This is a genomic window from Clostridium sp. 2218st1_F5_2218SCRN_220325, assembly GCF_039062665.1.
Lineage (GTDB): Bacteria > Bacillota > Clostridia > Peptostreptococcales > Peptostreptococcaceae > Intestinibacter.
Map to the genome: position 1 here is coordinate 145965 of NZ_JBCLNH010000003.1, position 22190 is coordinate 168154.

The window sequence follows — 22190 nt, forward strand, 5'->3', positions numbered from 1 at the left end:
TTTATATTTTAAATTAATATTACATTGTAATTATATGATTATGTAAGTTTAACTATATAATATGTTGTTTTTTAATTCTAATTACGATTTTATATTTTTGATATAGCTTATAAAGTCTTTTTTAATTTATTAATTCCGTTTAGTTATCTAGTTAATTATTACCTTTTTCAAATAGGTAGATACAATATCTGAAAATCTCTGTATATCTTTTATATAAATAAAGTCTTTTCCATAGATTTTCTTTTCTGCCTCTAGGTCAATTTCTTTTCCTGTAAAAACTCCTAATACCATTATTCCTCTTTTTCTAGCTTTTCTAACTTCCATAGCAGTATCTTTAATTCCTACTATACCTTTATAAGACATTTCTCCTCTTATACTTCTTGAACTGTCTTTACCTATTTTTACATCGTTTGGTTTACCGTCACTAAGTACAATTAAAATTTTATTTTCTTCTTCTCTTTCTAATAGTCCATCACAAGTTGCTTTTATCGCAAGACCATCTCGATTATTTCCAGAACAGTAATATTCAAATATATCCTCACACTTTCTGACATTATCGTTATAATCCCTAAATCGTTTTAATATTGTATAATCAAGAAAACTTTGAAACCCCATAACTCTGTTTGGAATCCCAGCGAGTGTAAGTGCAGCAGATAATATATATGCTTGTATTGCAACCATAAATTGTTTTGATGTTTGTGAACCACTTGAATCGAGTAGTATATCTATAACATATCTTCCTTTTCCATTGTCTACATCTTTATAAAATATCTTGTTATTACTACTTCGTCCTATTCTCCACGCTTTATTTGCATATATTGTTCCGCAATCAGAATAAAGTCTATCAGACGAACTTTCTTCTATTAATAATCTAGAAAAACATTCTCTAAGCTTATTTATTTGTCTTCTATATACCTTCATTTTATATTGAAATTCAAATAAGTTATTATCCTTTTGTCTAGTTACATATTTTAATTGGAACGCATTTTCACAATGTGATCTCAAAACTCCATCAGTAAAATGAAGTCTGCATCCTTCATGAACATTTCTACAATTTCTAGATTCTATTTTTCTTCTATCGCCTTCATTTAAGTATGATTTTCCATAATAGTATTCTACTCTTTTATATATCTTATTTAGCATTTCTTCATTTACATATAATACTCTATGTGGTGTAGATTCTAAATTTATATCTTCTTTTTCGTCGCCTAAACCATCTACCAACATACCGCCAGTAAAGTTATTAATCTCTGTTTCAACATTTTCTACCTCTTGGTCATCATATAATTCTTCTAACATAAAATCTGCAAATGTATCAAAATCTACTTCTACATTTTTTATATTATCTTCTACAAATTCTACATTTTGATTTTGGCTATCTAGTATATATTGAAAATATGTGAGATATATTTCATCTACCTTTTTCAAGATTTCCATTATATCTCCATGTACATCAATATTATTAATTTCTCTAAGTATTTTTCTAACTAATCTATCCATAACTGGATGTCTATCCATTCGTTGAAGGACATATGTATATTTTAATAATTTTAAAATATCTTCTTTATGTATTTTGGAATAACTTTTTAAGATGTCATCATACGCTTTATTTCTAATATCAATTACTCCTGGTCTTTCTTCTATAACTTTTTTCTCTACAATATCATTTAATACTATTTGAATAATTGTACATAAGATGTCTTTGTTATATCCAGATTTCATTCTATTAACTAAGTATTTCTTAACAGTCTCCCAATCTATATATTTTCTCATTGCGCCAGCAATTATCGCATAATACATAGATGCATCTTTTGAAGTATAATCTTTTTCTGATATATCAATATCTTCATCATACTTTCCCGCGACTGTCCAAGCTAAATTATTAACCCTATTATCAAACTCATATTCATTAAATATCCATTTTAAACTATTTGTCATATTCATCACCCTTTTAATTAATATTTAAGCATTTTCAATCTGCATAAACTAATCATTTGGGAATATATCATGACTTTCCCATCCTTCTGGAATTCTAGTTCTTATAATGTCTGATACCATTTCTTTTTCATAAATATCAAAAGTCTTTCCTGTAATCCCCATATTAATTGCTAGAGTCGGTTTTAGTCCTCTTTTTATAGTTTTTAATGCACCTATCATTCCTCTTAAATCTATTGCTTTTGTTGATATTTCTCCATTTTCTGCTTTTAATTGTAAGTCTAAGAATATTCCTATAAATTGATATAGTTTTTCATCATCTACACTAGGGAATTCTCTTTTTAATATCATTTTTAATTTTTCTTCGTCTACTGCCGGCATATCAATTACTAAAAATCTTGAAACTAATGCTTCATTTAATTCTTTTGTTCCAGCATATTCATAATTCATTGTTCCTATAAATCGAGTTGCTGGGTGTAGATTTATTCTTTCATATCCTGGAACATCTATAACTCTTCTATAATCAAGTGCTGAGTGAAGTACTACAATTGCATCATTTTTAGCCATATTTATCTCATCAAATATTCCAAACCCTCCATTCACTGCACATTCATATACTGACCCACGTCTAAGTTTAACTTCATTATCTATAAAAGTATCTGTACCTATTAAAGATGCACTATCTGTATTTATATGAAATGAAGTATTCCATTGTGGTCTTCCAAATATCTCTGATAGATTATCAGATAATAAATTTTTACCGGTTGCCTTTGGCCCTGATAATAATATATTTTCCTCTTCCAAAATCCCTGTTATGCACATCTCTAAGATATCTTTTCCTATAAAAAATGCTGGTGATTTTGTAACCCTCTCTTTTAATTCGTCTTTTACATCATATTCTTTTCTAAAATATTCAATATCTTTTATTAATGATTCTCTTATGTCTTGTTCCCTTAAATTTTCTAATATATCCATCTGTTTCTCCTTTTACTTTCCCCTATTTACTTATTTTTATATTATTTTGTATAATTACCAAATTCATCTGTAATTATAATATATCGAGTTTTGTAACCATATATTGTAAATTATATCACCTATCACTTATGTATTCCGTTATAAAAATAGCTAATGTTATATTTTTTTAACATATCTTATTCATTATTTTCCTCAATCCACATCTAATAATGTTGAAATTTCATTATTTTTATAGACTTTTCCTCACTGCAACTAATGGTAAAATAAGACATAAAACTCTGTCGTAAAACCTCAACTTATGTTATAATATGCTGGTATATATTGCCTAATAAGGCAATTAAAGTATTTTGTAATTTGGGAGGGTGATTAAAATAGTATTTTCAAATTTATTATTTATGTTTGCTTTTTTACCAGCAAACATAATATGTTATTTTCTATCTAGAAATTTAAAAACAAAAAATATTATACTTATAGTTTTTTCACTGTTATTCTATGCTTGGGGAGAACCTGTATGTGTAGCTTTATTGATATTTAGTTCATTTATAGGTTATATCTTTGCTATTGCAATAGATAAAAGCGAGACTAAACAGCAGAAAAAATTATATTTGATTATTTCATTAATAATTAATCTTGGTTTATTAGGGATATTTAAATATGCAGGTTTCTTCGTAAGCAATATCAATTACTTACTTCATGTAAATTTACCTGTCCCTCAAATCTCTTTACCAATAGGAATCTCATTCTATACATTCCAAATAGTATCTTATGTTATAGATGTGTATTGTAATAGAGTTGATTCTCAAAAGAGTTTTGCAAAATTCTTAATGTATGTATCTTTATATCCACAATTAATTGCGGGGCCTATTGTTAGATATATCGACATAGAAAGAGAAATTGATCATAGGGAAGTTAGTATAGTAAACATATCTCAAGGTATAAACAGATTTATAGTAGGTTTAGCTAAAAAAGTTATAATAGCTAATACAGCTGCTACATTAGTTTCAACTTTCTTGGACGGCAAGTTAGCTACAATGGGTGTATTAGATGCTTGGTTCGGACTTTTCATGTACACTATTCAAATATACTTTGACTTCTCAGGATATTCAGATATGGCGATTGGTCTTGGTAAAATATTTGGATTTACATACTGTGAAAACTTCAATTATCCATACATATCAAAATCTGCTACTGAATTTTGGAGAAGATGGCATATGTCTTTAGGTTCATTCTTCAGAGATTATGTATATATACCTCTTGGTGGTAACCGTAAAAGACAATTATTAAATATATTTGTTGTTTGGTTCTTAACAGGGTTCTGGCATGGAGCTAGTTGGAACTTTATAATATGGGGACTATACTTTGGTACAATAATTTACTTAGAGAAAAAAGTATTCTTCAAATTTACAAAAAAATTACCACAAGTTATTCAATGGTTCTTTGCAATGATTGTAATAATGGTAGGTTGGGCAATATTCTACTATGTCGACTTAAATAGTCTTGGAACTTTCTTAAAAGCATTAGTAGGTTTAAATAATAACCCACTTTACTCTGATACACTTCCGATAACATTTATGAGTAATGTAACATTTGTAGTTCTTTGCATAATTGCATCTACTCCTGTTCCAAAAATGTTATTCCAGAAGTTAAATGATAATAAAGTAGTAAATGGTAATTTAGATTTTGTACAAATCATTTTTAATGTATCATTAATATTCTGTATAATATCTATGTTAGTTGGAGAAAGCTATAATCCATTCTTATATTATAGATTCTAGGGGGTATAACATGAATAATACAGCAAAAAAATATGATAATTTAAAAAATAGTAACACTACAAGAAAACCAAAACTTAGTGATTATCTAAATATTGGTGTGTGCGGCTTAATTATGATGTTCTTCTTTGTATCTATGTTCTTTACAACTAATGGTGGTGTATCTCAACAAGAAAAAAGAAAACTAGCAAGTTTTCCTAAGATATCAGAAATGACATCAGAAGATTTACTTAGCGGTACATACTTCTCAAAAATAGATGAATTTTATAAAGATAACTTTGTACATAGAGATCAATTCCTTGCCTTATCAGATTCTATAGACGGTCTTAAAGGAGTTGAAAGTGAAATAAAAATGACAGTTGTATCTAATAATGCTACTAACCAAGGTGCAACTGCTAAAGATGATGATAGTGATTCAGACAAAGACATGTATAAAAATGTTGAACAAATCGGTACTTTATTAAGTATCGACAACATAGTTTGTGAAGCGTACGGATTTAATGAACCGACTATCAACGATTATGCAGAAACAATTAAGAAATTTGGTGATACTTTAAAAGGTGCAAATGTGTATAATATTTTAGTTCCTACACATGTTGAGTTTGCATTACCATCTAAGTATCAAAACTTATCTGCAAAGGAAAAACCAGCAATTGACTTAGTTAATAGCAAAATAGGTAATAATGTAACTCCAGTAGATGCTTATTCTATTCTAAAAAAACATAAAACAGAATATATCTACTTTAAATCAGATCATCACTGGACACAACTTGGTGCATATTATGCTTATACTAAATATTGTGAAGCAGCTGACTTAAAACCATTTAAGTTAAAAGATTATCCTTTAAAAAAGGTTGAAGGATTCTTAGGTACTTACTACTCTGCTTCTAAAGACCAAAAATTAGCTGATGACCCTGATGTTGTTGAATATCGTCCTGTTGGTGCTGATTTAACTGCAACAATTTACGAAGATAGTTCATTGACAAAGAGCTTTGAGGCGTCTCCTTATTCAGATTACTCTACAGGTTCAAATGCATATGGTACTTTCCTTCATGGTGATAATCCTCTTACTATAATCAAAAATCCTGATGTTGATAGTAGTAAAAAGGTTGTTGTTATAAAAGAATCTTATGGTAATGCATTTGCTCCTTTATTAACTCAAAATTACTCAGAGGTTTATGTAATAGACCCAAGATATTTTAATGGTAATCTTAATGATTTTATAAAAGAACATGAAATTAAAGATGTTATATTTATAAATAATATGGTTGCTGTTGGTTCTCAAAGTCGTGTAGATGAATTAAAGAAATTACTAAACTAAAAATATAATTTTTCAAATTTAAAAAAGAAGATAACAAAAACTTATTTGCTATCTTCTTTTTTATTTATTCTTCTCTATTATTTCCTAAATAAGCCACAACTACTGCCCCTTGTGCTGTATGAGCTCCTATAGTTGGACATATATCTGATATTAGAAAATCATCTACTCCATATTTTTGTTTTATTTTTTCTGCTACATATTCGGCATCTTCAATGCAATCTCCATGAGATATAAATACCTGTTTTAAATTTGTTATATCTGATTTTTTTTCTATATTATCAACTAATGTATGTAGTGCTTTTTTTCGTCCTCTCACCTTTCCTATAGCTGCTAATCCGCCTTTATCATCCATATGCAGTATAGGTTGTATATTTAGCATTGTTCCTAAAACTGCACTCGCCTTTGAAAGTCGTCCCCCTCGATATAAATGATTTAAATCAGAAACTGTAAATTCATGTATTACATGCTTTTTATTATCATTTAACCACTTAGCAATTTCTTCTATAGTTTTTCCTTGTTTTTTCATATCTACAGCATGCATAAGTAATATTCCCTGACCAACTGTGCCTGATAGTGTATCAACTACTATTATCTTAGATTCTGGCTCCTCTTCCATTATTTTTTCTGCACACATTTGTGCATTATTATAGCTAGAACTTAAACCAGATGAAAAACTTAGGTGAAGTATATCATGTTCTTCATTTATTTCCTTTTGAAATCTAGAAATTATATTTATTGGATTTGATGCACTTGTTGTAGGCATTTTGCCATCTCTTAATGCTTGATAAAAATCCTTCACCGGCATATCATCTACGCCTGGGATATATTCTTTTCCGTCTACTATATAATATAGAGGATGCACTACTATATTATTTTCTTCTAAGTATTTTGTTGGTAAATCTGCTGTAGAATCCGTTGAAATAATGAAATCTCTCATATTTTATCCTCCCCTGTATAAAGAAATACTTTATTTCTAATCATATTATAATTATATTAGATTTTTATGAATTTTGGGGTTTTAAAAGCATACAAAAAATGCTATAAGTAATAAGAATCACTCATAGCATTTTTTAATTTATCTTAAATTTGTTTGCCCCATAATATCTAAATCAATTGTTTTTGCTACTTTTCTTCCATCAGCAATTGATTTGCATACTAATGATTGACCACTTCTCATATCACCTGCTGCGTATATACCTTTAACAGAAGTTCTTCTAAATTTATCAGTAGCTACATTACCTCTTTCATCAAGTTCTACACCTAAATCATGTAATAAAGTCTCATGTTCTGGATGTAAAAATCCTAATGCAAATAATGCTAAATCACATTCAATTTCGAAATCTGAATCAGGTATTTCTTTTCTATTTTCATCTAATTTAACTGCATGTAGTTTATGAACTATTCCTCCTTCGCCACTAAATGCTGTAGGTTTTACAGAATACTCCCTTATTCCACCTTCTTCAAATACTGGATTCTTAGTCATTGCATAAATTTTCCCCCAGAAACTAGCACCTTTTAAGTCCCTTTCGCTCTCTGATGATCTTTGGAGTTGATATACATTTTTTGCACCTTGTCTTATCGCTGTTCCAACACAGTCATTAGCTGTATCCCCACCACCAATTACAATTACGTTCTTGTCAGTAGCTATAATTTCTTCCTCATCAACATCTAGTCCTCGATTTCTCTTATTTTGTTGTTTTAAATAATCAACAGCAAAATGAAGACCTTTTAAAGAACGTCCCGGTATAGGTAAATCTCTTGCTTGAGTTGCTCCACCAGTTAAAACAATTATATCGTACTCTTTTTTTAATATTCTAGCTGGATAGTCTCTTCCTACCCATATATTTGTTTTAAACTTTATTCCCTCTTGTTTTAATAAATCAATTCTTCTATCTACAACCCATTTTTCTAGCTTAAAGTCTGGAATTCCATATACTAAGAGTCCACCTATAACATCATCTCTTTCAAATACAGTTACATCATATCCTGCTTTGTTTAATTGGTCTGCACAGGCAAGACCTGCAGGACCCGAACCAATTATCGCAACACTTTTTCCTATTCTTATTATTGGTGGTTTTGCAGTTATCCACCCTTCTTCAAAAGCTTTATTAATTATACTAAGCTCCATATTTTTGCATCCAACAGGCTCTTTTATAGCTCCTAACACACATGCCTTTTCACATAAACTTGGACAGACAGTCCCTGTAAATTCAGGGAAATTATTTGTTTGAAGTAATCTATCTAGTGCCTCTTTCCATTGTCCTCTATATACTAAATCATTAATTTCTGGTGCAGCATTTCCAAGTGGACATCCATATTCAGATGTGCAAAATGGTACTCCACAGTCCATGCATCTAGCTGCCTGTATTCTTACTTTTTCATAATTCATTGGTATATATATCTGATTAAAGTCTTTTATACGCTCTTTTACTGGACGTTTAGTCTGATTCTCACGTTCATACTCTATAAAACCAGTTTCTTTTCCCATATTTGCCCTCCTTATACTACTTGATATTCACTTATTAATTTTTTATATACTTTAGGTATAACTCTTAAAATATTTAATTTTTCTTTATTCCAATTATCGAGTATCATTTTTGATTTTTTACTTTGAGTGTATTCAAAATGTCTTTCAATTAAATATTTTAGTAATCCTTCATCCTCAGTATCTATTATGTTTTCAATATCTGAAGTGTCTAATACTCCTGGATTTAATTTTGTATTTAGTGAACTCTTTGGATCATATACAAACACTTTTCCTCCACTCATACCAGCAGCAAAGTTTCTACCTATATCTCCTAATATAACTACTGTTCCTCCTGTCATATATTCACACCCATGGTCTCCTACGCCTTCTACGACTGCTGTTGCCCCAGAATTTCTAACTGCAAATCTTTCACCTGCTTTTCCATTAGCATAAAATTCACCACTAGTTGCTCCATATAAAACTGTATTGCCTACAATTATATTTTCATCTGATTTTACAGTACATTCTTTAGGAAGTTTAACTTTTATCTTGGCTCCTGAAAGTCCCTTTCCAACATAATCATTGCATTCACCTGTCAAATTAATTGTTATGCCTTTCATTCCAAAAGCCATGAAGCTCTGACCTGTACTTCCAGTTAAGTTTAAAGTTATTGTATCGTCAGGCATACCCTCTGCTCCATAACGTTTTGCAATTTCGCCACTCAACATAGTTCCAACTGTACGATTTATGTTTTTTATTTTAAAATCACCAGTTACTTTAGTTTTATTTTCTAAACTGACTTTAGCAAATTCAATTAATTTTAAATCATATGCACTATCTATTCCATGGTCTTGCTCCATTATCTTTCTACCAACTATTCTCTCTGGTAGATTAGGTCTATAAAGTATTGAAGAAAAATCTAGATTTTTAGTTTTCTCGTTTGTTAAAAGCTCATTTATTTCTAATTTATCAACCCTACCTATCATTTCATCCATAGTTCTAAATCCAAGCTGTGCCATGATTTCTCTTACCTCTGTCGCAACGAATGTAAAATAATTTATAAGATGTTCTACCTTACCTTTAAATTTCTTTCTTAACTCTGGATTTTGTGTTGCAACTCCCATTGGACATGTATTTGAGTGACATTTTCTCATCATCATACATCCCATAACTACAAGTGGTGTTGTAGCAAATCCAAATTCTTCGGCACCTAATAATGCTGCAACTACAACATCTTTTCCGGTTCTCATCTGTCCATCTGTTTGTAATGTTACTCTACTTCTTAAGTTATTCATAAGAAGGACTTGATGAGCTTCTGAAAGACCTAATTCCCAAGGTCCACCCGTATATCTTATTGATGTGTAAGGCGCTGCGCCTGTACCTCCATCATATCCTGATATTAATATGATATCTGCTTTTGCCTTTGCAACACCTGCTGCAACTGTTCCAACACCAACTTCTGAGACTAATTTTACTGATATATTAGCTTGTGGGTTTACACTTTTCAAATCATGAATTAACTGTTCCAAATCTTCTATTGAATATATATCATGATGTGGCGGTGGTGATATTAAATCTATTCCGGGTATTGCATGGCGTACTTTACCTATTTTCTCATTTACTTTTTTACCTGGAAGTCTACCACCTTCCCCAGGTTTTGCACCTTGAGCCATTTTTATCTGTATTTCTTTAGCATTTACTAAGTACTCTGTTGTAACACCAAATCGTCCTGATGCAACTTGTTTTGTTGCACTCATAGTTATAGTTTTAAATCTATTAGAATCCTCCCCACCTTCACCAGTGTTTGAACGTCCACCTAATGTATTCATTGCTGTTGCTAGTGTTTCATGAGCCTCTTTACTAAGTGAACCAAAACTCATTGCTCCACTTACAAATCGCTTAACAATCTCTGATACTGGTTCAACTTCATCTAAAGAGATGCTTTCTGAATCTTTAAATTTAAGCAATCCACGTATAGTACATAACTCTTCAGCTTGGTTATCTATAGCCTTTGAAAAATCCTTGAATAATTTATAATTATTTTCTCTAACACTTTTTTGTAAGGTAGTTATTGTATAAGGATTAAACATATGTTTTTCTTCATTTCTTCTATAATTATATTTTCCACCGAGTTCTAGTGTATCTATTGGATTTCTTAATTTGTTATATGCAATATTGTGTCTTTCTAAAGTTTCTTTTGCAATTATATCAAGTCCTATTCCTTCAATCCTTGTTGGTGTTCCTGTAAAATATTTATTTACAACATCACTATTAATGCCAATACATTCAAATATTTGTGCACTTCTATAACTTTGGATTGTAGATATTCCCATCTTTGATATTATCTTTAATAATCCATGACAAATAGCTTTATTATAATTTTCTTTTAATTGTTCTGATGATTTATGACCAACGTATAATTCTTTCTTTGCTAGTTGTTCTATAGTTTCATAAGCTAGGTAAGGGTTGATTGCTGTAGCACCATATCCTATTAATAATGCAAAATGCATAACTTCTTTGGCTTCTCCAGTTTCCAAAATTATATTTACATTAGTTCTCAGCTTATTTTTTATTAGATAATGTTGTAAAGCACTAGTTGCTAATAATGCTGGGATAGGTGCTTGTTGTTTGTTTATATTTCTGTCTGATAAAATTATTACATTATATCCTTCTATTATTGCGTCTTTTGCCCTTTGACATAATAAATCTAATGCCTCGACCAAATCTTTCCCTGTACCAGGTGATCTAAATAGCATTGGTATTTTTACAGCTCTTAAGCTTTGGTTGTTTATCTTGCTTATTTTTTCTAAATCTACATCAGACAATATTGGACTATCTAATTGTATAAATTTATAATCTTTTTTATCATTATCGAGTAAGTTTGCTTTTTGCCCAACAATTGTAACTAAACTCATTATAGATTCTTCTCTTATTGGGTCTATTGGTGGATTTGTCACTTGTGCGAATAATTGTTTAAAGTAGTTATAAAGTAGTTGTGGTCTTTTGGATAAAACCGCAAGAGGTGTATCATCTCCCATAGAACCTTGTGGTTCACTTCCATCCTTAGCCATTTGTGCTAAAACTATTTTTATATCTTCATAAGTGTATCCAAATGCTTGCTGTCTTTGTAATAAAGTATCCTCATCACCTTTTGGTAGATATGATGGTTTTGCAATCATATCCATAGTTATTTTATTGCGTTTAAGCCAATCCTCATAATCATATGATTCAAATAATCCTTTTTTAATTTCATCATCTGGAATTATTCTTCCTTGTTCCAAATCAAGCATAAATATTTTACCTGGCTCTAAGCGACCACTATATTCAACGTTTGATGGTTCTGTTTCTAATACACCAGTTTCTGATGCTAATATAACAAATCCATCTTTCGTTATTGTATATCTTGATGGTCTAAGTCCATTTCTATCTAACATTGCTCCTAATTGTACCCCATTTGTAAAAGCTATTGCTGCTGGTCCATCCCATGGTTCCATTATCGTAGCATGGTAGTTATAATATGCCTGTTCTTTTTTGTCCATTAATTCATTGTTATTCCATGCTTGTGGAATAAGCATAGTCATTGCCTCAGTCAAAGATTTTCCTGTTGATATCAAAAGCTCAAATGCATTATCTAATGTTGCAGAATCTGAGCAATTTGGAGTTAAAATTGGGAACAATTCGTCTAAACCATCTTTAAATTTATCTGATTTTAGTACACCTTCCCTAGCATTCATCCAATTTCTATTTCCCATAATAGTGTTTATCTCACCATTATGAGCCAAATATCTAAAAGGCTGTGCCAAATCCCAAGTAGGAAATGTATTTGTTGAATAACGTTGATGTATTAAAGCTAATGCTGACTTAAAATCTTTATCTTCTAAATCTTTATAAAAACTTCCTATCTGTCTAGCCAAAAGCAATCCTTTATAAATTATTGTTCTGCTAGATAAACTAGATATATAAAAATATCCTTTATTGTGCATTGTAGAGTTTCTAACTTCTTTCTCAGCTTTTTTTCTAACTATGAATAGTTTTCTCTCAAATTCTTCAGTCGTATAATCTTCCTTATCTATAAATACTTGTTTTATTAAAGGTTCACTACCTTTTGCTATCTCTCCAATTGCATTTCGGTCGACCTCAACATCTCTCCAGCCTAAAAGTTTTAATTTTTCTTTTCTCAAAATTGTTTCAAAAATACCTTCACATTCTAAATCTTCGTCAGATTCACGAGGTAAAAATACCATACCTACTGCATATTTTCCCTCTTGTGGTAAATCAATTTTATTTTCCCTACATTTCTTTTTAAAAAATTCATGCGGTATTTGAATCATTATACCGGCTCCATCTCCAGTTGTTTCATCACATCCTGTTGCCCCTCTATGAGATAAATTTTTTAAAATTAATAGTCCCTTTTCTACTATTTCATGTGACTGTTCTCCCTTTATATTTGCAATAAAACCTATACCACAATTATCTTTTTCAAACTTTGGATCATACAGACCTTGCTTTTCTGGTAATCCAACATTCTGTATAGTTTGTTTTCCCTTCATCTCAATTCCCCCTTAAGTATATTTAATACATTTCTTTCAAATAAAGTTTTTTCTAAGTCGAACATCTGTATATAATCTTTATTATAGTTAAATTTTCAGAATTATACAATTTTTTAAAAAATTATTTCATTTTTATTTTTTAATATCTTACTTTTTTGTTTTATATAAAGTTGAATTTAGATATAATCATTTTGTTTTAGATATATTTTTTCGCTTATTTAACTTGAAGTTATAAGTAAATAAAAAAATAATAGATATAAAGCATGATTTATTTTTCTCGCCTTATACCTATTATTTTTTAATTATTCTACTGTTTTCCATAATATTTAATAACATTTAATTTACATCTATTACTTCTTTTTTATTAAAATATTTCTTATATATATTTCTTTTATAAGATGTATAAAATAGAACAAACATTAAGACTATACTGACAGAGTAACTACTGTAAATAACTTTCATATCGTGGAAGTATTGTAATAAAACAAAGCACCATATTACTCTAAAAATACAATGAGCAAATAACGATATGAGCATTGGTTCAAATGTTTTTTCTATCCCTCTTAAACTTCCAATATAAATTTGATTCATAGCATATAAAACATATGAAGGAAATACAATCCTGATACTCTCAAGACCCACTTTTATAACTGCTACATCATTTGTGAACAATTTTAAAATATATGGTGCAAATATATTTAAAATAATTATAAAAATAAGAGAAGTATAAACGCTTATCTTCAGACTTATATTTATTCCTTCCTTTACTCTTTCATATTCCTTTGCCCCAAAGTTCTGTCCAACAAATCCAGTTACAGCTAGCCCAAGTGAGAAAAGTGGAAAATATAAAAATCCTTCCACCTTCGCAAAGATAGTCATACCAGCCATAGCCTCTGCACCAAACGAATTTATACTAGATTGAATAATTAAAGATGAAATGCTCATAAAAATTGCCTGTAATCCTGCTGGTAGTCCAACTAAAAATATATCTTTTGTATATCCTTTATAAATTTTGATTTGTTTTAAACTAAGTTTACAATTATCATCCAAAGACATTATCTTATACATAACTAAAAGTGTAGCTAATATTTGCGAAATTAATGTTGCTATTGCTGCCCCTTTTACACCCCATCCAAAATAAACTATAAATAAAATATCTAATATTAAATTTAATATGCATGAAAATATTAAGAAATATAGCGGGTCTTTTGTATTACCGAGAGCTCTTAGTATTGCTGTTCCGATATTATATAAAAGTTGAAATGTTATTCCTAAGAAACATATTTTTAGATAGTCTATAGCCAAAGAATATACACCTTTAGGTGTTTGAAGTATATTAATAATAGGTTTCATAAATATAAGACTTCCTATTGTAAATACTATCCCCAATAATACGCTTACTGCAAGTGATGTTGATATACTTTTTTTAAGTTTGTCATATTCATTAGCCCCAAATTGATTCGCGATAACTGCACTTATACCTGTTGATAACCCTATAAAAAAGTTAACTATAACTGATATCAATAGACCTGTCGAACCTATAGCTGCCAGTGCATCTGTACCTATGTATCTACCTATGATTGCTGTGTCTGCGATATTATAGAATTGTTGTAAGATTTGAGATAATAAAATAGGAATAGTAAACATAAATAATTGTTTAGAAATATCACCATAAGTCATATCAACTTGGCACTTTGCTTGCATATATAAAACCTCCTTTATATTTAATGTTATTCTAGATAAAGAATATCATTACAACATAATAAGAAGTATTATCAAAAATTTATATCCATGATATAACAAAAGGCATATAACCTAATAACAAAGTGTTATTAAGTCATATGCCATCATCTATAATATTCATTACATATTTAATAAACTCTTCTCCATATTTATTTAACTCCTGGCTTTTGCATTTTATATTCCCCTCTAAACCAGCAACTGCCTATATTACATAGTCCTGAAAACTTTAGAAGTTTTACCATAGCGTGATCACTATTTGTTATAATATCCTCCACTCCACCCTCTATATACTTAAATTTTATATTCTCATCTTTTTTGTCATTATAAAATTGTGAAAATAGTTCTGACATCTTGCTACTTGGATTTGTTGCTATCGAAAATAAAGATTCTCCTTTATTTTGTTTTGAATGGTCTATTAATTCAGCATTTTTTAATATATTTTTTGCATATGCATAGATTCTTTCTCCATCTTTTGAAAGAATTACACCCCTTGGTGTTCTTTCAAAAAGCTCCATTCCTAAATATCCTTCTAATGATTTTATTGTTTTGCTGACATGAGGTTGGGTTGTATATAGAACTTCTGCTGCTTTACTTAAACTACCCTGTTCTGCACTAATTACAAAATACTGTAATTGATTTATATTAATCATATTCAATTTGCCCCTTTTTTACTCCCCAAAATTACTTCTTATATTTATTATAAAATTTCTTCAGCTCATCTTTTCTAATTTGAGGCAATTCAGATTTTTTAATTCCCAATATAGCCCCTTCTAAAGCCATCAATCTGTGAATACATGCTGATTAATCTATAGACTGAATTTTTAACCATGCTTTTTCAGCACCATAATCTTTTAAATCTTCATATGTATTTATACCAACTTCATTTAATTGACTTTCTATAACCTTGCCTATATTGGGTAGCTTTGAAAGTTCTCCCATTTTATCCCCTCCTTAAAATAATTTTTCTTCTGTTATTTCATATTTAACAGGTTCATATAACTTTAAAACTTCCCAATAAGAATTTTCATCCCTTACATTTGCTAAAAACTCATCAAATTTATCTGATGTATAATTAAAATGTAAATTATATAACTTATCGACAAGATCTTTAGAGTTATAATAAACTTGTATATATATTCGTTCTAAATTCAATTCTCCACTAACATTTCTTGTTACAAACTGACGTATTAAAGTACAACAACTCAAATCTCTATATACTAAATCATTTGGTCTTATTGTATATATTATTTGATCTTCATAACAATTAAATTTTTTGTTTAAAAATTCTTCAAATGAGTCCATTAAAATATCTAGTTTTATATTTTTTTCATCAAATCCATTTTTAGTTAAAATATCATTTAAAATTTGTTTTGCTTGACTAGTTCTGTTTATAGTTGTAATACTTTCTTCTTTATTAGTAGATTTTCTATTTATATTATATCCTTCAAAAATAACTTTATATTCAAGGAAATAAGACATTATAGCATTCCAAAATATATAGAAAACTACAGCCAAGAAAAATACTATTCCAATCCTAATTTTCAAATCTATTTCCATAAAATTTAGGAAATAATAAATCAAATAAAAAATCATAAAAAATGATAAAGCATTAATTATTTTTACTATACCTTTTGATTCAACCTCGTATACTGTACCGCATGATTCACATTTGATACGTACACATTCACTCCCCAATGTTTTAAGTCTAGTTAATAAATCAATCTTACAATTACATTTACTACAAGATTTCATATAAATCCCCCCTTGTTGACTTAAAATTATAACTTTAACTTCATTATAGCATTGAAAATGTTTTCTAGATGTAAATTTGAATATTTTATAAATATACAAAAAGATGTCCCTAATAAATTCAATTATTAAAGACATCTTCCTTTATTTTAAAAATATTTTTTAATCTATTATAAACATTGTTTTAATATTTCTAGCCCTTTATTTATTTCATCCATTGTTATTACAAGTGGAGGTAGTAATCTTACTACATGTTCTCCTGCTGTTAATATCAATAATCCCTTTTGTGCAGCTATTTTTTCTACTTCTGATGCACTTTGTTTAATTTCAATTCCTATCATTAGCCCTCTACCTCTAACTTCTACAATTTCATCTAATCCCCATGATTTTATTGTATCCATTATATAATTTCCTTTTTTAGCTACATCATCTAAAAATTCTGGTTTAGCTAATTCATCTAAAACAACATTTGCAGCAGACATGGCTAATGCATTTCCACCAAATGTCGTTCCATGGTCACCTGGAACTAGAACATTTGATAATTTTTCGTTTGATAATATTGCTCCAACAGGAATACCACCTGCTAATCCTTTTGCCATTGTTACTAAGTCTGGTTTTATGTCGAATTCTTGGAATCCAAATAATTTGCCTGTTCTACCCATTCCAGCCTGAACCTCATCACATATTACAACTATATCTTTTTCTTGGCAAAGTTTCACAGCTTCTTCTATAAATTCTTTTTCTATTGGATATACTCCACCTTCTCCTTGAACAGCCTCAAAAATAAATGCACATATTGTATCATCTTTTAATACCTCTTTAAATGCTTCTATATCATTTTTTTCTACGTATTTATATCCAGTTGGCAATGGATAAAAATATTTATGATAAGCATCTTTACCAGTTGCCATCAATGATGCCATAGTTCTACCATGGAAAGATTTATTCAAACTAAGTATAGTGCCTCTGTCGCCTTCATATTTTATATCACTATATTTTCTAGCTATCTTCATAGCACCTTCGTTAGCCTCTGTTCCCGAATTACAGAAAAATACCTTATCATATCCGCTAAGTTTAACTAATTTTTCTCCAGCTTCTACATTTGGTTGATTAAAAAATATATTAGAGCTGTGTAATAATTTTGCAGCTTGGTACTGAATTGCCTCTACCAATCCTTTATGACCATATCCTAAAGAAGAAACTCCTATCCCACTCGTAAAATCTACATATTCTTTTCCATCTATATCTGTTACTGTTGCACCTTGCCCCTTATCTATTACAACTGGAATTTGAGCATATGTCTGCATAAAATTTTTATCCCATTTTTCTTGTATATTTTTCACATTTTGTGTTAATTCCATTTAAAATTCCCCTCTTTCAATATATTATTTATTATCTAATATAATTCTTTTGCATCTTTAATCTAGAATTTCAAAACTAATATTTCTTAATCAATTAAAGTCCCCACACCTGCATCAGTAAATAGTTCAGTTATTATTGAATGTCTTACTCTTCCATCTAAAATATGAACTTTTTTGACCCCTTGATTTAAAGCCTCTATACAACTATTTACCTTTGGAATCATACCACCCGTTATAACCCCATTTTCAAATAATATCGGTAAATCTTCTTTATATACATGAGATATTAAACTTTCATCCATTGATGGCTCTTCTAATAATCCTGGGACATCTGTTAAAAGTATATATTTTTCTGCTTTTAGAGCACCCGCTATTGCAGAACCTGCTATATCTCCATTAATATTGTATATATTTCCTTCTCTATCAGCCCCAACTGTAGCTACCATAGAAATATACCCTGCATCTAGATTATCTTTTATTATTTGTGGGTTTACTTCAACGATTTTGCCCACATATCCTAAATCTTCTTTTGTAGGTTCACAAATTAACATATTTCCATCTATTCCACAAAGTCCAACAGCTTTTCCCCCTCGTTCATTTATTTTTAGAACTAATTCCTTGTTGACCTTTCCTGCAAGAACCATTTCGACTACTTCCATTGTGTCTTCATCTGTATATCTTAAACCATTTATAAATTCACTTTGAATTTTTAATCTATCTAACATCTTAGTTATTTCTGGTCCACCGCCATGCACAACAACTATATTAATACCAACATAACTCATAAGAATTATATCTTCCATGACTGATTCTTTTAGTCTTTCATTTTTCATGGCATTGCCACCATATTTTATTACCATAGTTTTTCCGCTATGCTTTTCTATATATGGAAGCATTTCTATCAACATTTTTGCTTTATCATCGTTAAATCCCATAATTATTTATCCCCCATTTCAACCTTATATTTTTTAAATATTAACTTCTATAACTACCATTAATTCTAACATACTCATATGTTAAATCGCATCCCCATGCATTTGCCATTTTATCTCCCATCTGAAGATCTACTATAATAGTTATTTCATCATCTTCTAATATACTTCTGGCTTTCTTTTCACTAAATTGAAGTGGTGTTCCATCTTTACAGACCTCGACATAGCCTTTTTTACTCTCAAAAATTATATCTATTTTATTTGGGTCAAATTCAGCACCCTCACATCCTATAGCACATAAAATTCTACCCCAGTTTGCATCAGAGCCGAATACTGCTGCCTTCACCATTGTTGATGTTATAACAGCTTTTGATAATCTAGCAGCTATTTCTTCTGTCAAAGCACCTTCTACAACACATTCGATTAGCTTAGTAGCACCTTCTCCATCTCTTGCTACTAATTTTGCAAGTTCTGTGCATATATAGACTAAGGCTTGTAAAAATGTATCATAATTTCTATCTTTTTCGGTAATTTTATCATTACATGCTTTTCCATTAGCCAAAACTATAGCCATATCATTTGTACTTGTTTGGCCATCAACACTAATTCTATTAAAACTTTTATTAGTTGCATATCTTAGAGCATCTTGTAATAGATTTTGTTCTATGTCTATGTCTGATGTTATAAATGCGAGAATAGTTCCCATATTTGGGTGTATCATTCCAGAACCTTTTGCCATTCCTCCCACAACAACTTTTTTTCCATCTATATCAATTGATACTGTTATTTCTTTTTTAATCATATCAGTAGTCATAATACCTTCTCTCGCCGCCATATGTCCCCTTTTACTAAGCTGGCTAGCAAGTTTTTCTATATTATCTTCTATCAAATCTATTTTTAATGGTTCACCTATAACTCCTGTTGATGCAACCAAAACATCTTCTGGATTTAAATTTAATACTTCTGCTGTTGACTGTGCCATTCTAAAAGCATGTTCTAATCCTTCTTTGCCATTGAATGTATTTGCATTTGCACTATTGATTATTACTGCTTGTGCTTTGCCATCTTGGATGTGTTTACTTGTAACATAGATTGGATTAGCTTTAATCTTATTTTGAGTAAATACTGCGGCTGCATTGCACATAGTATCCGAATATATAAGTGCGATATCCTTTTTTTCTACATTTCTTCTAAGACCTACATGCATTCCTGATGCAGTAAATCCCTTTGCAGCTGTCACACCACCTTTAATAATTTCCATCAAATTTATCGCCCCCTTTAAAATGCTGTTGCCATTGTGCTTAACCCTTCACATTCATCAAAACCAAGCATTAAGTTCATATTTTGTATTGCTTGCCCTGCTGAACCTTTAACCATGTTGTCTATAGCAGAACATATGATTATCTTTGATTTATTTTCGTGAATTGATATAGCACATTTATTTGATAATCTGACGTGTTTTACTGTTGCAACTTGACCAAGTGGTAAAATGTCTATAAATGGTTTATCACTATAGAATTTTTCTAGTTCATTTTGTATCGTATCTATTGTAATGCCTTCAGCTTTATCGCAATAAATTGTAGATAATATTCCTCGATTCATGGGTGATAAAATTGGTATAAATATTATTTCTACTGGTTCACCTGCTGCATCACTTAAGTTTTGTTCAATTTCTGGAGTATGTCTGTGATTTCCTATTTTATAAGGAACCATATTTTCGTTTATTTCAGGATAATGGCTAAGTAGTGTAAGCCCTCTGCCTGCACCTGTCACTCCTGATTTTGAGTCAGCTATTATATTTTCTTTCTTGATTAATTTTGCTTTTAATAATGGCATCAAAGGTAGTGATATACTTGTTACATAACATCCTGGATTAGCTATTACTTGTGCATTTTTTATTTCGTCTTTATAATGTTCACAAAGACCATAAACAGCTTGCTCATGTAAATTTTTATCTATAAATGATACGTTGTACCATTTATTAAAAAGTTTCTCATCTTTTAATCTAAAATCTGCACCCAAATCAACAACTTTTTTCCCCTCTTTAACTGCTTGCAGTACAAATTCTTCACTAACCCCATGTGGTAAAGCTGTAAATATAAAATCACATTCTTTTATTACATCTTCATTTTTTATACATTTCATATCATTTGTTATACCTACACTTGGATAAACTTCTGTAATACTTTTATCTACAAAGGAATTTGATCCTATTGCAGTTAATTCTACTTGTGGGTGAGAATTTAATAATCTTATTAATTCTACACCAACATAACCTGTAGCCCCTATTATACCTACTTTGACTTTGCTCATATTCTTTCCAATCCCCTTTTATTAATTTTTATCAAAAAAGCCCCTTGAAATAAATTCAAGAGGCGAAATTCCGCGGTACCACTCTTATTAATAAAATTTCTTAACTCAAGTAATACGTATAAATTCTGTATATTAAAAAAGTCTCTCGGCTAAAAAACCAAGAGACGAATATACCGCGTTACCACTCTCATTGATAAGAAACTTATCCACTCTACTCTTTTAAGGCAAGATTACCTGTTTTTCTACTTAATTCAAAAAACATTCTCCAAAGCTCTCTTCACAATAGGTTTCTTTGCCCAGCTTCCACCATCCCAGACTCTCTATAAATTCTACCTATGTTACTATCTTCTTCATAGAATTTAACATGTTTCATTTTAGTAAGTAATCATATTATAATAAAATAATATAAAACTTTTAATATTCTGTCAATAAATTAATTTTATTTTATAAATTAAATTTTTTCTTTAAGTTCATCTACTGATAAATCGATTAAGGCTTTTATTTTTTTCCTTCTTTCATTTATATCCTTATTTTCTTTTATTATTTTTGCTCTAGCTAGTCCCAAAAGCTCTATATATTCTTCATATGATTCATCATATTTTTCTTCTAGCTCTCTTTTTATTTTCGCCGATAAAGATGGGCTATTTCCACCTGTTGATATACTTAATAGCAATTCCCCTCGCTTAACATATGATGGGACAGTAAAATTAGAAAGCTCTTTATCATCTACAACATTTACTAATTTACCATGTTTATTGCAATAGATTCCTATCTCATGATTTACCTCTTTGTTATTAGTAGATGCTACTACTACAAATGAGTCATCTATATATTTTTCTTTGTATTCATCACAAATCATCTCTATCTTATCTTTTATTTCATCAAATTCACAAACAAATTCTTTTGAAATTACAGTTACCTTTTTCCCAAAATCTAAAAAATTTGTAGCCTTTCTATAAGCTACCTTACCTCCACCGATTATAGTGATTTTTATATTTTCTATATCTAAATTTATTGGATAAAGCATTTTTTACACCTTTCTATTATTTATTTTATTTTAAATATAAGCATT

General features: G+C 29.7%; 15 protein-coding genes, 1 pseudogene and 1 other annotated feature. Of the genes and pseudogenes, 2 read left to right on the forward strand and 14 right to left on the reverse strand.

Features of this window, described 5'->3' with window-relative positions:
* Positions 1 to 147: 147 nt before the first annotated feature.
* Together ABCM86_RS03260 and ABCM86_RS03265 are read right to left on the reverse strand one after the other, a co-directional pair.
* Positions 148 to 1938: a nitric oxide reductase activation-like protein gene (locus ABCM86_RS03260; RefSeq protein WP_195929645.1), complete on the reverse strand. Its 1791-nt coding sequence runs from the start codon at positions 1936 to 1938 to the stop codon at positions 148 to 150.
* Between the two features lie 48 nt (positions 1939 to 1986).
* Positions 1987 to 2910, reverse strand: a complete 924-nt coding sequence (locus tag ABCM86_RS03265) for a MoxR family ATPase (RefSeq protein ID WP_195929644.1) — start codon at positions 2908 to 2910, stop codon at positions 1987 to 1989.
* A 362-nt stretch (positions 2911 to 3272) separates the two neighbouring features.
* Here ABCM86_RS03265 and ABCM86_RS03270 point away from each other — a divergent pair, with 362 nt between their 5' ends.
* Both ABCM86_RS03270 and ABCM86_RS03275 read left to right on the forward strand, forming a co-directional pair.
* Positions 3273 to 4685, forward strand: a complete 1413-nt coding sequence (locus ABCM86_RS03270; RefSeq protein WP_343003480.1) for an MBOAT family O-acyltransferase — start codon at positions 3273 to 3275, stop codon at positions 4683 to 4685.
* 10 nt (positions 4686 to 4695) lie between these two features.
* The gene (locus tag ABCM86_RS03275; RefSeq protein WP_343003481.1) at positions 4696 to 6003 is read left to right on the forward strand and encodes a DHHW family protein; all 1308 of its coding nucleotides are present in this window, start codon (positions 4696 to 4698) and stop codon (positions 6001 to 6003) included.
* A gap of 64 nt (positions 6004 to 6067) precedes the next feature.
* Here the strand turns inward: ABCM86_RS03275 and ABCM86_RS03280 are convergent, their stop codons facing one another.
* The 12 genes and pseudogenes from ABCM86_RS03280 to ABCM86_RS03335 form a co-directional block, all read right to left on the reverse strand.
* A complete protein-coding gene (locus tag ABCM86_RS03280) occupies positions 6068 to 6940 on the reverse strand; it encodes a DegV family protein (protein WP_295732829.1) in 873 nt (290 codons plus the stop codon).
* Positions 6941 to 7078: 138 nt separating this feature from the next.
* Entirely contained in the window at positions 7079 to 8491 is a 1413-nt protein-coding gene (locus ABCM86_RS03285) for a glutamate synthase subunit beta (RefSeq protein WP_343003482.1), read from the reverse strand.
* Positions 8492 to 8502: 11 nt separating this feature from the next.
* Positions 8503 to 13020 (reverse strand): glutamate synthase large subunit, encoded by a 4518-nt coding sequence (gene gltB / locus ABCM86_RS03290; protein WP_343003483.1) that lies wholly within the window; start codon positions 13018 to 13020, stop codon positions 8503 to 8505.
* A gap of 336 nt (positions 13021 to 13356) precedes the next feature.
* Positions 13357 to 14724, reverse strand: coding sequence for an MATE family efflux transporter (locus tag ABCM86_RS03295; protein WP_343003484.1), 1368 nt, complete (start codon positions 14722 to 14724; stop codon positions 13357 to 13359).
* 188 nt (positions 14725 to 14912) lie between these two features.
* Positions 14913 to 15413, reverse strand: coding sequence for a LysR family transcriptional regulator (locus tag ABCM86_RS03300; RefSeq protein ID WP_343003485.1), 501 nt, complete (start codon positions 15411 to 15413; stop codon positions 14913 to 14915).
* Positions 15414 to 15444: 31 nt separating this feature from the next.
* Positions 15445 to 15702 (reverse strand): annotated as a pseudogene (locus ABCM86_RS03305) (TfoX/Sxy family protein).
* Positions 15703 to 15714: 12 nt separating this feature from the next.
* Positions 15715 to 16515, reverse strand: coding sequence for a hypothetical protein (locus tag ABCM86_RS03310; protein ID WP_295676191.1), 801 nt, complete (start codon positions 16513 to 16515; stop codon positions 15715 to 15717).
* Between the two features lie 167 nt (positions 16516 to 16682).
* The gene (locus ABCM86_RS03315; protein WP_343003486.1) at positions 16683 to 17873 is read right to left on the reverse strand and encodes an aspartate aminotransferase family protein; all 1191 of its coding nucleotides are present in this window, start codon (positions 17871 to 17873) and stop codon (positions 16683 to 16685) included.
* Positions 17874 to 17959: 86 nt separating this feature from the next.
* Positions 17960 to 18808: an acetylglutamate kinase gene (argB, locus tag ABCM86_RS03320; protein ID WP_195929377.1), complete on the reverse strand. Its 849-nt coding sequence runs from the start codon at positions 18806 to 18808 to the stop codon at positions 17960 to 17962.
* A 40-nt stretch (positions 18809 to 18848) separates the two neighbouring features.
* A complete protein-coding gene (gene argJ / locus ABCM86_RS03325) occupies positions 18849 to 20066 on the reverse strand; it encodes a bifunctional ornithine acetyltransferase/N-acetylglutamate synthase (protein WP_295676196.1) in 1218 nt (405 codons plus the stop codon).
* 17 nt (positions 20067 to 20083) lie between these two features.
* Positions 20084 to 21118: an N-acetyl-gamma-glutamyl-phosphate reductase gene (argC, locus tag ABCM86_RS03330; RefSeq protein WP_343003487.1), complete on the reverse strand. Its 1035-nt coding sequence runs from the start codon at positions 21116 to 21118 to the stop codon at positions 20084 to 20086.
* A 157-nt stretch (positions 21119 to 21275) separates the two neighbouring features.
* Positions 21276 to 21481: a binding site (T-box leader), on the reverse strand.
* 88 nt (positions 21482 to 21569) lie between these two features.
* Positions 21570 to 22145, reverse strand: a complete 576-nt coding sequence (locus tag ABCM86_RS03335; RefSeq protein WP_295676818.1) for a bifunctional precorrin-2 dehydrogenase/sirohydrochlorin ferrochelatase — start codon at positions 22143 to 22145, stop codon at positions 21570 to 21572.
* Between the last annotated feature and the right edge of the window lie 45 nt (positions 22146 to 22190).

Excerpts from the sequence above, each read along its gene's own strand:
- ABCM86_RS03260 (WP_195929645.1), bottom strand. The coding sequence starts at position 1,938 with ATGACAAATAGTTTAAAATGGATATTTAATGAATATGAGTTTGATAAT.
- ABCM86_RS03265 (WP_195929644.1), bottom strand. The coding sequence starts at position 2,910 with ATGGATATATTAGAAAATTTAAGGGAACAAGACATAAGAGAATCATTA.
- ABCM86_RS03275 (WP_343003481.1), top strand. The coding sequence starts at position 4,696 with ATGAATAATACAGCAAAAAAATATGATAATTTAAAAAATAGTAACACT.
- ABCM86_RS03280 (WP_295732829.1), bottom strand. The coding sequence starts at position 6,940 with ATGAGAGATTTCATTATTTCAACGGATTCTACAGCAGATTTACCAACA.
- ABCM86_RS03285 (WP_343003482.1), bottom strand. The coding sequence starts at position 8,491 with ATGGGAAAAGAAACTGGTTTTATAGAGTATGAACGTGAGAATCAGACT.
- gltB (WP_343003483.1), bottom strand. The coding sequence starts at position 13,020 with ATGAAGGGAAAACAAACTATACAGAATGTTGGATTACCAGAAAAGCAA.
- ABCM86_RS03295 (WP_343003484.1), bottom strand. The coding sequence starts at position 14,724 with ATGCAAGCAAAGTGCCAAGTTGATATGACTTATGGTGATATTTCTAAA.
- ABCM86_RS03300 (WP_343003485.1), bottom strand. The coding sequence starts at position 15,413 with ATGATTAATATAAATCAATTACAGTATTTTGTAATTAGTGCAGAACAG.
- ABCM86_RS03310 (WP_295676191.1), bottom strand. The coding sequence starts at position 16,515 with ATGAAATCTTGTAGTAAATGTAATTGTAAGATTGATTTATTAACTAGA.
- ABCM86_RS03315 (WP_343003486.1), bottom strand. The coding sequence starts at position 17,873 with ATGGAATTAACACAAAATGTGAAAAATATACAAGAAAAATGGGATAAA.
- argB (WP_195929377.1), bottom strand. The coding sequence starts at position 18,808 with ATGGGATTTAACGATGATAAAGCAAAAATGTTGATAGAAATGCTTCCA.
- argJ (WP_295676196.1), bottom strand. The coding sequence starts at position 20,066 with ATGGAAATTATTAAAGGTGGTGTGACAGCTGCAAAGGGATTTACTGCA.
- argC (WP_343003487.1), bottom strand. The coding sequence starts at position 21,118 with ATGAGCAAAGTCAAAGTAGGTATAATAGGGGCTACAGGTTATGTTGGT.
- ABCM86_RS03335 (WP_295676818.1), bottom strand. The coding sequence starts at position 22,145 with ATGCTTTATCCAATAAATTTAGATATAGAAAATATAAAAATCACTATA.